The organism is Bacillus sp. ChL18, assembly GCF_026241425.1.
GTDB lineage: Bacteria > Bacillota > Bacilli > Bacillales > Bacillaceae > Bacillus > Bacillus velezensis.
In genome coordinates this window covers 46,094-59,863 of record NZ_JAPHWE010000005.1, presented here as the reverse complement: position 1 = coordinate 59,863, position 13,770 = coordinate 46,094, and the positions used below count along the sequence as shown (strand labels likewise).

Below are 13,770 nucleotides of genomic sequence, written 5' to 3'. Positions count from 1 at the left end.
CTCTCAATGGTTTGGTGGCGATAGCGAAGAGGTCACACCCGTTCCCATGCCGAACACGGAAGTTAAGCTCTTCAGCGCCGATGGTAGTCGGGGGTTTCCCCCTGTGAGAGTAGGACGCCGCCAAGCTATCGTTATGGTAAAGGCAGCTCATCATGAGCTGCCTTTTTTGTGTTTTTCTGCATACATTATATAATATGAGAAACGTAACGATATGCCTTTTTGCAAAAGCAGGTTTTATGCTTGTGCAAAGTGGAAATAATAGAGATAGAGCGATACAGTTGAAAAATTTTGCGAAACACCTTATAGTAAGGTTAAAGTCAAATATAGTCAAAGTCAATGAAGGAGGGGGTTGAGTGGGACATAATATTTCTGACATCATTGAACAGTACTTGAAACAAGTATTAGATCAAAATGGCAAAGAAATTTTAGAGATCAAACGCAGTGAAATCGCTGATAAATTTCAATGTGTTCCTTCCCAAATAAATTATGTCATCAACACCAGATTTACAAGTGAAAGAGGATATATTGTTGAAAGTAAACGGGGAGGCGGCGGTTATATTCGTATTATCAAAATTAAAATGAATAACGAAGTCGTCCTCATCAATAATATTATTTCGCAGATTCATACCCACTTGTCCCAGGCAGCCTCTGATGACATTATTCTCAGACTGTTAGAGGACGGAGTTATTTCGGAAAGAGAAGCTAAAATGATGGTGAGTGTAATGGATCGTTCAGTTCTATATATTGATTTGCCCGAACGGGATGAACTAAGAGCCAGAATGATGAAAGCAATGCTCACATCTTTAAAACTAAAGTAAGCGGGTGAAAAGATTGATTTGTCAAGAATGCAATGAGAGACCGGCCACTTTTCACTTTACGAAAGTTGTTAATGGAGAAAAACAAGAAGTTCATATTTGTGAACAATGTGCAAAAGAAAATAGCGATTCATACAGTATAAGTGGAAACCAAGGGTTCTCGATTCATAATTTATTATCAGGGCTGCTGAATATGGAGTCTTCATTTCAAAACACCGGTTCTCAAATGTTCGGCTATTCAGAGCAAGGGACAGCTTGTAAGAAATGCGGTATGACGTTTCAGCAGCTGAGAAAAACAGGGCGTTTCGGCTGTGCGGAATGTTACGATACGTTCTACAGCCAAATTACGCCGATCTTGCGAAAAGTTCACAGCGGGAATACGGTGCATGCCGGGAAAATTCCAAAACGAATAGGCGGAAACCTGCATGTAAGACGGCAAATGGAAATGTTAAAAAAAGAACTTGAATCTTTAATACACCACGAAGAGTTTGAAAGAGCAGCGGAGGTCAGGGATCAGATCCGATCGTTAGAGCAAAAATTAAAAAGTAAAGACAGTGAGGGGGAACAAGGGTAATGTCGCTCAAGCATTTTATTCAGGACGCACTAAGCAATTGGATGAAGCAAAAGGGACCTGAAAGTGACATTGTACTCAGCAGCCGTATACGGTTGGCCCGAAACTTTGAAAATATAAAGTTTCCCGCCCGGTATACGAATGAAGAAGCCTCATCCATCATTCAGCAATTCGAAGATCATTTTTCAGGAAAAGAACTGCCTGATATCGGTCAATTTCATTTAATCAGAATGAGTGAAGCTCAGCCTTTGGAAAAACGGGTGCTGATGGAGAAACATCTAATCAGCCCGAATTTAACGGAATCCCCTTTTGGCGGCTGTCTGCTTTCTGAAAATGAAGAAGTCAGCATTATGTTAAATGAAGAAGATCATATCAGAATTCAATGCCTCTTCCCTGGCTTCCAGCTTCTCAATGCCATAAAAGCGGCAAACCAGGTTGATGACTGGATTGAGGAGAAAGTGGATTACGCCTTTGGAGAGAAGAGAGGGTACTTAACAAGCTGTCCTACAAATGTAGGGACGGGACTAAGGGCTTCAGTCATGATGCATTTGCCGGGCCTTGTATTAACTAGGCAAATGAATCGAATTATACCGGCAATTAACCAATTAGGCTTAGTTGTTAGAGGAATTTACGGTGAAGGCAGCGAAGCATTAGGAAATATCTTTCAAATTTCAAATCAAATCACACTCGGAAAATCAGAACAGGACATTGTAGATGATTTAAACAGTGTGGCTGCCCAGCTGATTGAGCAGGAACGTTCAGCCCGAGAAGCGCTTTACCAAACCTCGAAAATTGAATTGGAGGACCGGGTATTCAGATCTTACGGTGTTTTATCCAACTGCCGTATGATTGAATCAAAGGAAACGGCGAAATGCCTTTCTGACGTTCGGCTGGGGATAGACCTTGGAATCATCAAAGGGTTATCAAGCAATATACTTAATGAACTGATGATTTTGACACAGCCGGGTTTTCTCCAGCAATATTCGGGCGGTGCATTACGGCCGAACGAAAGAGACGCGAGAAGAGCGGCTCTTATCAGGGAAAGGCTGCATTTAGAAATGAGTGCAAATAGACAGGAGGATGATTCGATATGATGTTTGGAAGGTTTACAGAGCGAGCTCAAAAGGTATTGGCACTGGCACAGGAAGAAGCACTGCGCTTAGGCCATAACAATATTGGAACTGAACATATCTTATTAGGTCTGGTTCGTGAAGGAGAAGGGATTGCGGCTAAAGCACTTCAAGCACTCGGACTCGGTTCGGATAAAATTCAGAAAGAAGTGGAGAGCTTAATCGGACGGGGACAGGAAATGTCTCAAACGATTCATTATACGCCAAGAGCAAAAAAAGTCATTGAGCTCAGCATGGATGAAGCCAGAAAGCTAGGACATTCTTATGTGGGAACAGAACACATACTTCTCGGACTGATTCGTGAAGGAGAAGGCGTGGCCGCGAGAGTTCTGAACAATCTCGGTGTCAGCTTGAATAAGGCGAGACAGCAAGTGCTGCAGCTTCTGGGAAGCAATGAGACGGGATCTTCTGCATCCGGTACGAACAGCAATGCAAACACGCCGACGCTTGACAGCTTGGCTCGTGATTTAACTGCGATTGCGAAGGAAGACAGTCTTGATCCGGTTATCGGCCGAAGCAAAGAAATTCAGCGTGTTATTGAGGTATTAAGCCGCAGAACGAAGAATAACCCCGTTCTTATCGGAGAACCGGGTGTAGGTAAAACTGCGATTGCTGAAGGCCTCGCACAGCAGATCATCAATAATGAAGTGCCGGAAATTTTACGTGATAAACGCGTAATGACATTAGACATGGGGACGGTTGTAGCCGGTACGAAATACCGCGGAGAATTTGAAGACCGCTTGAAAAAAGTAATGGATGAAATACGTCAGGCCGGCAATATTATTTTATTCATTGACGAACTGCATACACTGATTGGAGCGGGGGGAGCAGAAGGTGCGATTGACGCATCGAATATCTTAAAACCTTCACTGGCCCGCGGAGAGCTCCAATGCATCGGTGCGACAACGCTTGATGAATACCGTAAATATATCGAAAAAGACGCCGCTCTGGAGCGCCGTTTCCAGCCGATTCAGGTGGATCAGCCGTCAGCCGATGAAAGCATTCAAATTTTAAAAGGGCTCCGTGACCGCTATGAAGCGCATCACCGCGTATCCATTACCGATGAAGCGATTGAAGCGGCGGTAAAATTGTCCGACCGTTATATTTCTGACCGCTTCCTTCCGGATAAAGCGATCGATTTAATTGATGAAGCGGGTTCAAAAGTGCGTCTCCGTTCTTTCACAACGCCTCCGAACTTAAAAGAGCTTGAGCAGAAACTCGATGAAGTTCGCAAGGAAAAAGACGCTGCCGTTCAGAGCCAGGAGTTTGAAAAAGCGGCTTCTCTTCGTGATACGGAGCAGCGCCTGAGAGAACAGGTGGAAGACACGAAAAAAACGTGGAAAGAAAAACAAGGCCAGGAGAACTCCGAAGTTTCTGTAGAGGATATTGCGATGGTTGTATCCAGCTGGACCGGGGTGCCTGTATCTAAAATTGCCCAAACGGAAACAGATAAGCTTCTCAATATGGAAAACATTCTGCACTCCCGCGTCATCGGCCAGGATGAAGCTGTTGTAGCCGTTGCAAAGGCTGTCAGACGTGCAAGAGCCGGTCTGAAGGACCCGAAACGCCCGATTGGTTCATTCATCTTCTTAGGCCCTACAGGCGTTGGGAAGACAGAGCTGGCACGAGCGCTGGCGGAATCCATTTTCGGTGATGAGGAAGCGATGATCAGAGTGGATATGTCCGAATACATGGAGAAACACTCGACTTCACGTCTTGTCGGTTCTCCTCCGGGATATGTCGGCTATGATGAAGGCGGCCAGCTGACAGAAAAAGTGAGAAGAAAACCTTACTCTGTCGTACTGCTTGATGAAATTGAAAAAGCGCATCCTGATGTGTTTAACATACTCCTGCAAGTGCTTGAAGACGGACGCTTGACTGATTCAAAAGGACGCACTGTGGATTTCCGCAACACGATCCTGATTATGACGTCAAACGTCGGAGCGAGCGAGCTGAAACGCAACAAATATGTGGGCTTCAATGTGCAGGATGAATCACAAAACCATAAAGACATGAAAGACAAAGTCATGGGAGAGCTGAAGCGTGCCTTCAGACCTGAGTTTATCAACCGGATTGACGAAATTATTGTCTTCCACTCCCTTGAGAAAAAACATCTTACAGACATCGTGTCGCTTATGTCTGATCAGTTAACAAAACGTCTGAAAGAACAAGATCTCTCTATCGAGCTGACGGATGCTGCAAAAGCGAAAGTGGCAGAAGAGGGCGTCGATTTGGAATACGGCGCACGTCCGCTAAGAAGAGCGATTCAAAAGCATGTGGAGGACCGGTTATCAGAAGAACTCCTCAGAGGCAATATTGATAAAGGCCAGCACATTGTTCTTGATGTTGAGGACGGCGAATTTGTCGTAAAAACAACTGCTAAAACGAACTAATATAGTGACAAACATGAGGCATACGTAAGCGAGTGTATGCCTCAATTTGTTATATAGAGAAATATTCGATAAGGAAGAGGTCTTACAACATATATGGCTAAATCAAAAACAAAATTCATCTGCCACTCATGCGGTTATGAATCCGCAAAGTGGATGGGAAAGTGCCCGGGCTGCGGGGCTTGGAATACAATGGTGGAAGAAACCATAAAAAAAGCGCCGGCGAATCGGCGGGCGGCTTTCTCCCACTCCGTTCAAACCGTCCAGAAACCATCACCCATTACATCAATTGAAACATCGGAAGAACCCCGCGTTCACACAAAGCTTGAAGAATTCAACAGAGTGCTTGGCGGCGGCGTTGTGAAGGGCTCGTTAGTATTAATCGGCGGCGATCCCGGCATCGGAAAATCAACGCTCCTTCTCCAAGTATCCGCACAATTAGCAGATACGGCCGGCAGCGTGCTTTACATTTCAGGGGAAGAATCCGTGAAGCAAACGAAGCTGCGCGCCGACAGACTTGGAATCAACAGCCAAATGTTACATGTTTTATCTGAAACCGATATGGAGTATATTTCGTCTGCTATACAAGAGATGAAACCCGCATTTGTTGTCGTAGACTCCATTCAGACCGTGTACCAAAGTGATATCACCTCGGCTCCCGGCAGTGTATCACAAGTAAGAGAGTGTACGGCCGAATTGATGAAAATCGCGAAAACAAACGGCATACCTATTTTTATCGTCGGGCACGTCACAAAAGAAGGATCGATCGCAGGGCCGAGATTGCTTGAGCACATGGTCGATACCGTTCTATACTTTGAAGGAGAGCGGCACCATACATTCCGTATTTTGCGGGCCGTAAAAAACCGTTTCGGCTCAACAAATGAAATGGGCATCTTTGAAATGCGGGAAGAGGGGCTTACGGAAGTGCTGAACCCTTCTGAAATATTCTTGGAAGAACGTTCTGCCGGGGCATCGGGTTCGAGTATCGTTGCGTCAATGGAAGGAACGAGACCGATCCTGGTTGAAATCCAGGCGCTCATATCACCGACCAGTTTTGGAAACCCGCGCCGCATGGCTACAGGCATTGACCACAACAGGGTGTCGTTAATTATGGCTGTGCTTGAGAAGCGGGTGGGTCTTTTGCTTCAAAATCAAGATGCGTATTTAAAGGTCGCCGGCGGGGTCAAACTGGATGAACCGGCGATTGATTTGGCAGTAGCCGTCAGCATTGCCTCAAGCTTCAGAGATACACCGCCGAATCCCGCAGATTGCTTTATCGGTGAAGTGGGTCTGACAGGAGAAGTCCGCAGGGTGTCAAGAATCGAACAGCGCGTAAAAGAAGCGGCAAAACTCGGCTTCAAGCGTATGATCATACCTGAGGCGAATGCAGATGGGTGGACAATACCAAAAGGGATTGAGGTTGTCGGAGTAGCAAATGTTGCAGAAGCGCTTCGTACTTCATTAGGAGGATCATAATAGATGGAAAAAGAGAAAAAAGGGGCGAAACAAGAGCTTGACCTGTCTGCAATTCTGCAGTTCGTTGCACCGGGCACCCCGCTCAGAGCCGGGATAGAGAATGTACTTCGGGCAAATACAGGCGGCCTGATTGTTGTCGGATACAATGATAAGGTAAAGCAAGTCGTGGATGGCGGTTTTCATATTAATACATCATTTGCGCCCGCTCACTTATACGAGCTGGCCAAAATGGACGGTGCCATTATTTTAAGTGATTCCGGCCAGAAAATTCTTTATGCGAATACGCAGCTTATGCCGGAGGCGACCATTTCTTCTTCAGAAACGGGAATGAGGCACCGTACGGCGGAACGGGTGGCGAAGCAGACCGGCTGTCTCGTCATCGCCATTTCTGAGCGCAGAAATGTCATTACGTTATATCAGGACAGCATGAAGTACACACTAAAGGACATAGGATTTATTTTAACAAAGGCAAATCAGGCCATTCAAACGCTTGAGAAGTATAAAACCATTTTAGACAAAACGATTACTGCTTTAAACGCATTAGAGTTTGAGGAGCTTGTGACATTCAGTGACGTGCTGTCCGTCATGCATCGATATGAAATGGTGCTCCGAATAAAAAATGAAATCAATATGTATATTAAAGAACTCGGAACGGAAGGCCACTTAATCCGTCTGCAGGTGATTGAACTGATTACGGACATGGAAGAAGAGGCGGCACTTTTCATCAAAGACTATGTCAAAGAAAAAATCAAAGATCCGTTCGTGCTGTTAAAAGAGCTTCAGGATATGTCCAGCTATGATCTGCTTGATGATTCCATTCTGTTTAAGCTGCTTGGATATCCGGCTTCTACCAATATTGATGATTATGTGCTCCCGAGAGGATACAGGCTGCTGAACAAAATTCCGCGTCTGCCGATGCCGATTGTTGAAAATGTGGTTGAGGCGTTCGGGTTTTTGCCAAGCATAACGGAAGCCACTGTAGAAGAGCTTGATGATGTTGAGGGTATCGGCGAAGTGCGCGCCAAAAAAATCAAAAAAGGCTTAAAACGCCTTCAGGAAAAACACTATATAGATAGACAGCTTTAAGAATCGCTTAAACCTGTCGGAATCCGGGTATATTATTGTTAGTTTTTGTTTATTCTGAATTTGTAGGCTCTGACAGTCTGCTGAAAAAATGCTACTTAAAAGGAGGTGGAGGTATGTTAAAACGAATAGTTCAGGCGTTCTTCATTATTGTGGGCGGCGTTGTCGGTATCTTTTTAATACCTGAATTGTTTGTGCTGTCAAATATACAGGACATACCTTTAATAACAAACGCATATACGTCTGCTGCAATTGGTGCTATTATCTTTTTTCTCATCAGTATATGGACGACAGAATATGTGATTAATTGGGTAAAATGGATTGAAGATTCTTTGCTGAGAGCTCCGGTGCCGGATCTGTTATTCGGGAGTCTCGGATTGGTTTTTGGACTTATCATCGCATATCTCATTGTAAACGTGATTCCGCTGGACAATATTCCGTACCGTATATTCAGCACCATCATTCCGGTCTTTCTGGCTTTCTTTCTCGGTTATCTGGGCTTCCAAGTCGGATTTAAGAAAAAGGATGAACTGATCAGTCTTTTCTCCATTTCTGCAAGAATGCAGAAGAAAAAGGGAAGTGCTGATGAGGAGCAGGAGGAACAGGATAAAAGGCTGAAAATCTTAGATACAAGTGTTATTATTGATGGGAGAATTGCAGATATTTGTCAGACGGGCTTTTTAGAAGGCGTCATTGTCATTCCTCAATTTGTGCTGGAGGAATTACAGCATATCGCTGATTCTTCAGATGTTTTAAAACGTAACAGAGGACGCCGCGGTCTGGATATCTTGAATCGCATTCAAAAGGAACTGGATATTACGGTTGAAATTTATGAAGGCGACTTCGAGGACATTCAGGAGGTTGACAGCAAGCTTGTCAAACTTGCGAAGCTGACATCCGGCGTCGTTGTGACGAATGATTTTAATTTAAATAAAGTATGTGAGCTTCAGAAGGTTGCGGTACTGAATATTAATGACCTTGCAAACGCGGTGAAGCCGGTTGTGCTTCCGGGCGAAGAGATGAATGTGCAGGTGATTAAGGACGGGAAAGAGCACAATCAAGGTGTGGCTTACTTGGATGACGGTACGATGATTGTTGTGGAAGAAGGCCGCAATTATATAGGGAAACATATTGATGTGCTCGTAACCAGCGTACTGCAGACAGCGGCGGGACGAATGATTTTTGCCAAGCCCAAGCTGCTTGAGAAAGCTCTTTAAGAGGGAGTTCATATGGAGTATGTTGTCGTTATTCCGGCTGCCGGACAAGGAAAACGGATGAAGGCCGGGAAAAATAAGCTGTTCATCAGCTTAAAAGGTGCGCCTGTTATTATACACACACTGCGGGTTTTTGAAAGCCACGCACCCTGTCAGAAAATAATCCTGGTGATAAACGAGAGTGAACAGGAAGATTTTCGCCAGCTGCTGGCCCAATTTCCGATTCAGACGGAAATTGAGCTTGTTACCGGGGGTGCGGAGCGTCAGCACAGTGTATTCGAAGGACTGAAAGTGATTGATAAGGAATCGGTCGTCCTTGTTCATGACGGAGCGCGCCCGTTTGTCACACATCAGCATATCGATAAGCTCGTTGAAACAGCAGAGGAGGCGGGAGCGGCTGTCCTGGCTGTTCCTGTGAAAGACACGATAAAACGGGCGGAAGGCTCCCGGGTTGCGGAGACCTTTGATCGTTCAAGCTTGTGGGCCGTTCAAACGCCGCAAGCTTTTCGTCTTTCTTTATTGAAGACGGCGCATATGGAAGCGGAAAACAAAGGCTTCTTAGGGACGGATGACGCCAGCCTCGTCGAGCGTCTTGATGGATATCAGGTGAGTATCGTTGAAGGCAGCTATACCAATATTAAGCTGACAACGCCGGATGACCTGATATTTGCGGAAGCAATCATGAAAGCGGAAAGTGGGAATCATAATGTTTAGAATCGGACAAGGATTTGATGTGCATCAATTAACGGAAGGCCGTCCTCTCATCATCGGCGGAATTGAAATTCCTTATGAAAAGGGGCTGCTCGGACATTCAGATGCTGATGTATTGCTGCATACAGTCGCAGACGCGTGTCTCGGAGCGGCAGGTGAAGGAGATATCGGCAAGCATTTCCCGGATACTGATCCGGAATTCAAGGATGCGGATTCTTTTAAGCTGCTTCAGCATGTCTGGAACATTGTTAAAGAAAAAGGATACGTACTCGGAAATATAGACTGCACGATTATTGCGCAAAAGCCGAAAATGGCGCCGCATATTGAAGCTATGAGAAAGCGGATAGCGGAAGGCCTTGAGGCGGACGTCTCTCAAGTAAACGTAAAAGCGACGACGACTGAAAAGCTCGGGTTTACCGGAAGAGCTGAAGGAATTGCCGCTCAGGCGACCGTTCTGATCCAAAAAGCCTGATCATTGTTTTGATGCCCGGTCTATTTGGTGGTAGAATAGATACATATATTCGGCTAGAGGCTACAGACGAGATGAAAGGAAGTATTTGAACATGGGAAATGAAGTACGCGTTCGTTATGCACCGAGTCCGACCGGACATTTGCATATCGGTAACGCCAGAACAGCGCTTTTTAACTATTTATTTGCCCGCAGCCAAGGCGGAAAGTTTATTATCCGGATTGAGGATACGGACAAAAAGCGAAATATTGAAGGCGGAGAGCAAAGCCAGCTCAACTATTTGAAATGGCTCGGCATGGACTGGGATGAAAGTGTGGATATCGGCGGAGAATACGGCCCGTACCGCCAGTCTGAGCGTAACGACATTTACAAAAAGTACTATGAAGAGCTTCTTGAAAAAGGGCTTGCTTATAAATGTTTCTGTACGGAAGAAGAACTTGAGAAAGAACGTGAAGAGCAAATCGCCCGCGGGGAAATGCCGCGCTATTCCGGCAAACACAGAAACCTGACTCAGGAAGAGCAGGAGCAGTTTTTAGCCGAAGGCAGACAGCCGAGCATCCGTTTCCGCGTGCCGGAAGGGAAAATCATCGCATTTAACGATATCGTAAAAGGTGAGATTTCTTTTGAATCAGACGGCATCGGCGACTTTGTCATCGTCAAAAAAGACGGAACACCGACGTATAACTTTGCTGTCGCGATTGACGATTACTTAATGAAAATGACGCACGTGCTCCGCGGTGAGGATCACATTTCAAATACACCGAAACAGATCATGATTTTCCAGGCATTCGGCTGGGATGTTCCTGTCTTCGGACATATGACGCTTATCGTAAACGAAAGCCGCAAAAAATTAAGTAAACGTGATGAATCAATTATCCAGTTTATTGAGCAGTATGATGAGCTGGGTTACCTGCCTGAAGCGCTGTTTAACTTTATCGGACTTCTCGGCTGGTCTCCCGTCGGTGAAGAAGAGCTTTTCACAAGAGAACAATTCATTGAAATTTTTGATGTGAATCGTTTGTCTAAGTCACCGGCTCTGTTTGATATGCATAAACTGAAATGGGTCAACAACCAATACGTCAAAGCGCTGGATCTTGATCAAGTGGTTGAGCTGACCCTGCCGCACCTGCAAAAAGCAGGAAAAGTCGGCACTGAGCTTTCTGCCGAGGAGCAGGAATGGGTTCGTAAATTAATCTCTCTTTACCATGAGCAATTGAGCTACGGCGCTGAAATTGTCGAGCTGACTGATTTGTTCTTTAAAGATGAGATCGAGTATAATCAAGAGGCAAAAGCCGTTCTGGAAGAAGAACAGGTGCCTGAAGTGCTCAGCGTATTTGCTGCGAAGCTTGAAGAGCTTGAAGAATTTACGCCTGAGCTGATCAAAGCCTCAATCAAAGCTGTTCAGAAAGAAACGGGCCATAAAGGCAAAAAGCTGTTCATGCCGATTCGTGTAGCGGTTACCGGTCAGACACACGGTCCTGAGCTTCCGCAGGCCATTGAGCTGATCGGCAGAGAAACAGCCGTCAGACGCCTGAAAAGCATTTAAATATACGATTGTTGACAGGGAAGAGTATAAAACAATGACCATTACAGAAAGAATCTTCATCGGCTGAGAGAGATTCATGCGTCATGTTTTAGAAGTGCGCCCTTAAGACCTTTGAAGAACATTTCTGCGGAAATCAGTATTTAAAGGCGGCCGCCGCCGTTACCGGCTTTTAAGTTGGGAAAACAGTGACTTGTTTTTCAAACAGAGTGGAACCGCGCGGTAAAAGCGTCTCTGTCATGTTTACATGCAGAGGCGCTTTTTTTATAGGCGGAAAAACAGACTGGAGCGGGGAGAGAATGGGGGGAAGCATGTGTTTTTTAAAATGCTAAAAGAAGACATAGATACAGTGTTCGATCAAGATCCGGCAGCAAGAAGCTATTTCGAAGTTGTTTTAACTTATTCTGGTTTACATGCTATATGGGCGCATCGGATTGCACATGCTTTATATAAACGGAGATTTTTCTTCCTGGCGCGCCTGATATCACAGATTGCCCGTTTCTTTACCGGAATTGAAATCCATCCCGGCGCGACCATCGGGAGAAGGTTTTTCATTGACCACGGTATGGGGGTCGTCATAGGGGAAACATGTGAAATCGGCAATAACGTGACGGTATTCCAAGGTGTCACTCTCGGGGGAACGGGAAAAGAAAAGGGGAAGCGGCATCCGACCATAAAAGATGATGCTTTAATTGCAACCGGAGCGAAGGTGCTCGGCTCTATTACGGTCGGGCAGGGTTCTAAAGTAGGGGCCGGCTCCGTTGTGCTTCGTGATGTTCCCGACTTTTCGACCGTTGTCGGCATACCGGGGAAAGTCGTCATTCAGAACGGAAGAAAAATCAAACGCGATCTCAATCACCAAGACTTGCCCGATCCGGTTGCTGACCGGTTTAGAGCATTGGAGCAGCAGATTTTTGAACTGCAGGCTGAACTGGAAGATAAAAAAGAAAGGATCAACCAAAAATGACCATTACACTTTATAATACATTGACACGGAAAAAGGAAACATTCGTTCCTCTTGAGGAAGGCAAAGTAAAAATGTACGTGTGCGGACCGACTGTATACAACTATATTCATATCGGAAACGCCCGTCCGGCGATTGTGTATGATACCGTACGCAACTATTTAGAGTATAAAGGATACGATGTTCAATACGTATCGAATTTCACCGATGTTGACGACAAACTGATTAAGGCGGCCAACGAGCTCGGCGAGGACGTCCCGGCCGTTTCTGAACGGTTTATTAAAGCGTATTTTGAAGACGTGGGCGCCCTCGGATGCCGGAAAGCGGATCTTCACCCCCGGGTCATGGAAAACATGGACGCCATTATTGAATTTGTCAGCGAGCTGATTAAAAAAGGCTACGCTTATGAATCAGAAGGCGACGTCTATTTCAAAACAAGGGCCTTCGAAGGCTACGGCAAGCTATCTCAGCAATCAATTGATGAACTCAGATCAGGCGCGCGTATCCGGGTCGGCGAGAAGAAAGAGGATGCGCTGGACTTTGCTCTTTGGAAAGCTGCTAAGGACGGAGAAATTTCATGGGATAGCCCTTGGGGAAAAGGCCGCCCGGGCTGGCATATTGAATGCTCCGCAATGGTGAAAAAGTATTTGGGTGACGAAATCGATATTCATGCCGGCGGTCAGGACCTGACATTCCCGCACCATGAAAACGAAATCGCCCAATCTGAAGCATTAACAGGCAAGACATTCGCAAAATACTGGCTTCACAACGGATATATCAATATCGATAATGAGAAGATGTCAAAATCTCTCGGCAACTTTGTTTTGGTGCACGATATCATTAAGCAATATGACCCGCAGCTTTTGAGATTTTTCATGCTGTCCGTTCATTACCGCCACCCGATCAACTATTCGGAAGAGCTGCTTGAGAAAACAAAAAACGCGTTTAACCGCCTGAAGACGGCCTACAGTAATTTAAACCATCGTTTGATTAGCAGCACGAATCTGACTGACAATGATGAGGAATGGCTCGCTAAAATCGAAGAGCACCGCACTGCGTTTGAAGAAGCGATGGATGATGATTTTAATACGGCGAATGCGATTTCCGTTTGGTTTGATCTGGCGAAGCTCGCCAATTACTACATGCAGGAAGACAATACGGCGGATCACGTCATTAAAGCCTTTATCAGCATGTTTGACAGAATCGGATCTGTTCTCGGACTTACGCTCGGCGAAGAAGAGCTTGTCGACGAAGAGATTGAAGAGTTGATTGAGAAGAGAAATGAAGCCCGCCGCAATCGCGATTTTGCTTTGTCAGACCAGATTCGCGATCAGCTGAAAAGCATGAATATCATTCTTGAAGATACGGCCCAGGGAACTCGCTGGAAGCGGGGAGAGTAAGCGG

Annotated in this window: 12 protein-coding genes, 1 rRNA gene and 1 other annotated feature; all 13 genes read left to right on the top strand. The window is 45.6% G+C overall.

Features of this window, described 5'->3' with window-relative positions:
• Window positions 1-10 precede the first annotated feature (10 nt).
• The 13 genes from rrf (at window position 11) to cysS (ending at window position 13,766) form a co-directional block, all read left to right on the top strand.
• Window positions 11-126: ribosomal RNA gene (gene rrf, locus OQ477_RS20095) — 5S ribosomal RNA — on the top strand.
• Between the two features lie 227 nt (window positions 127-353).
• Complete coding sequence (ctsR, locus tag OQ477_RS20090; RefSeq protein WP_003156396.1) at window positions 354-818, top strand: transcriptional regulator CtsR; 465 nt, start codon at window positions 354-356, stop codon at window positions 816-818.
• A gap of 13 nt (window positions 819-831) precedes the next feature.
• Complete coding sequence (locus tag OQ477_RS20085) at window positions 832-1,389, top strand: UvrB/UvrC motif-containing protein (RefSeq protein WP_007410387.1); 558 nt, start codon at window positions 832-834, stop codon at window positions 1,387-1,389.
• Window positions 1,389-2,480: a protein arginine kinase gene (locus OQ477_RS20080; RefSeq protein ID WP_003156398.1), complete on the top strand. Its 1,092-nt coding sequence runs from the start codon at window positions 1,389-1,391 to the stop codon at window positions 2,478-2,480. The genes OQ477_RS20085 and OQ477_RS20080 overlap by 1 nt, the downstream gene beginning before the upstream one ends.
• The gene (gene clpC, locus OQ477_RS20075; RefSeq protein ID WP_015239036.1) at window positions 2,477-4,909 is read left to right on the top strand and encodes an ATP-dependent protease ATP-binding subunit ClpC; all 2,433 of its coding nucleotides are present in this window, start codon (window positions 2,477-2,479) and stop codon (window positions 4,907-4,909) included. Before OQ477_RS20080 ends, clpC begins: the two co-directional genes overlap by 4 nt.
• 93 nt (window positions 4,910-5,002) lie before the next feature.
• Window positions 5,003-6,382, top strand: coding sequence for a DNA repair protein RadA (gene radA / locus OQ477_RS20070; RefSeq protein WP_014416742.1), 1,380 nt, complete (start codon window positions 5,003-5,005; stop codon window positions 6,380-6,382).
• Window positions 6,383-6,385: 3 nt separating this feature from the next.
• Window positions 6,386-7,468 (top strand): DNA integrity scanning diadenylate cyclase DisA, encoded by a 1,083-nt coding sequence (gene disA, locus OQ477_RS20065; protein ID WP_007615225.1) that lies wholly within the window; start codon window positions 6,386-6,388, stop codon window positions 7,466-7,468.
• Window positions 7,469-7,581: 113 nt separating this feature from the next.
• A complete protein-coding gene (locus OQ477_RS20060; protein ID WP_003156403.1) occupies window positions 7,582-8,682 on the top strand; it encodes a PIN/TRAM domain-containing protein in 1,101 nt (366 codons plus the stop codon).
• A gap of 12 nt (window positions 8,683-8,694) precedes the next feature.
• On the top strand, window positions 8,695-9,393 hold the full coding sequence (gene ispD / locus OQ477_RS20055; protein WP_044803062.1) for a 2-C-methyl-D-erythritol 4-phosphate cytidylyltransferase: 699 nt from the start codon (window positions 8,695-8,697) through the stop codon (window positions 9,391-9,393).
• A complete protein-coding gene (gene ispF / locus OQ477_RS20050; protein WP_038456712.1) occupies window positions 9,386-9,862 on the top strand; it encodes a 2-C-methyl-D-erythritol 2,4-cyclodiphosphate synthase in 477 nt (158 codons plus the stop codon). The genes ispD and ispF overlap by 8 nt, the downstream gene beginning before the upstream one ends.
• Window positions 9,863-9,953: 91 nt before the next feature.
• Complete coding sequence (gene gltX / locus OQ477_RS20045) at window positions 9,954-11,405, top strand: glutamate--tRNA ligase (protein WP_007410392.1); 1,452 nt, start codon at window positions 9,954-9,956, stop codon at window positions 11,403-11,405.
• A 2-nt stretch (window positions 11,406-11,407) separates the two neighbouring features.
• Window positions 11,408-11,641: a binding site (T-box leader), on the top strand.
• A 74-nt stretch (window positions 11,642-11,715) separates the two neighbouring features.
• Window positions 11,716-12,369: a serine O-acetyltransferase gene (gene cysE / locus OQ477_RS20040; protein ID WP_003156410.1), complete on the top strand. Its 654-nt coding sequence runs from the start codon at window positions 11,716-11,718 to the stop codon at window positions 12,367-12,369.
• Window positions 12,366-13,766 carry a cysteine--tRNA ligase gene (cysS, locus tag OQ477_RS20035; protein ID WP_007615229.1) on the top strand — a complete coding sequence of 467 codons (1,401 nt, stop codon included), beginning with the start codon at window positions 12,366-12,368 and terminating at the stop codon, window positions 13,764-13,766. The genes cysE and cysS overlap by 4 nt, the downstream gene beginning before the upstream one ends.
• The last annotated feature ends 4 nt before the right edge of the window (window positions 13,767-13,770 follow it).

Bases quoted from the DNA above. Each gene is read 5' to 3' on its own strand.
- OQ477_RS20080 (WP_003156398.1), top strand. From the start codon at position 1,389: ATGTCGCTCAAGCATTTTATTCAGGACGCACTAAGCAATTGGATGAAG.
- clpC (WP_015239036.1), top strand. From the start codon at position 2,477: ATGATGTTTGGAAGGTTTACAGAGCGAGCTCAAAAGGTATTGGCACTG.
- radA (WP_014416742.1), top strand. From the start codon at position 5,003: ATGGCTAAATCAAAAACAAAATTCATCTGCCACTCATGCGGTTATGAA.
- disA (WP_007615225.1), top strand. From the start codon at position 6,386: ATGGAAAAAGAGAAAAAAGGGGCGAAACAAGAGCTTGACCTGTCTGCA.
- OQ477_RS20060 (WP_003156403.1), top strand. From the start codon at position 7,582: ATGTTAAAACGAATAGTTCAGGCGTTCTTCATTATTGTGGGCGGCGTT.
- ispD (WP_044803062.1), top strand. From the start codon at position 8,695: ATGGAGTATGTTGTCGTTATTCCGGCTGCCGGACAAGGAAAACGGATG.
- ispF (WP_038456712.1), top strand. From the start codon at position 9,386: ATGTTTAGAATCGGACAAGGATTTGATGTGCATCAATTAACGGAAGGC.
- gltX (WP_007410392.1), top strand. From the start codon at position 9,954: ATGGGAAATGAAGTACGCGTTCGTTATGCACCGAGTCCGACCGGACAT.
- cysS (WP_007615229.1), top strand. From the start codon at position 12,366: ATGACCATTACACTTTATAATACATTGACACGGAAAAAGGAAACATTC.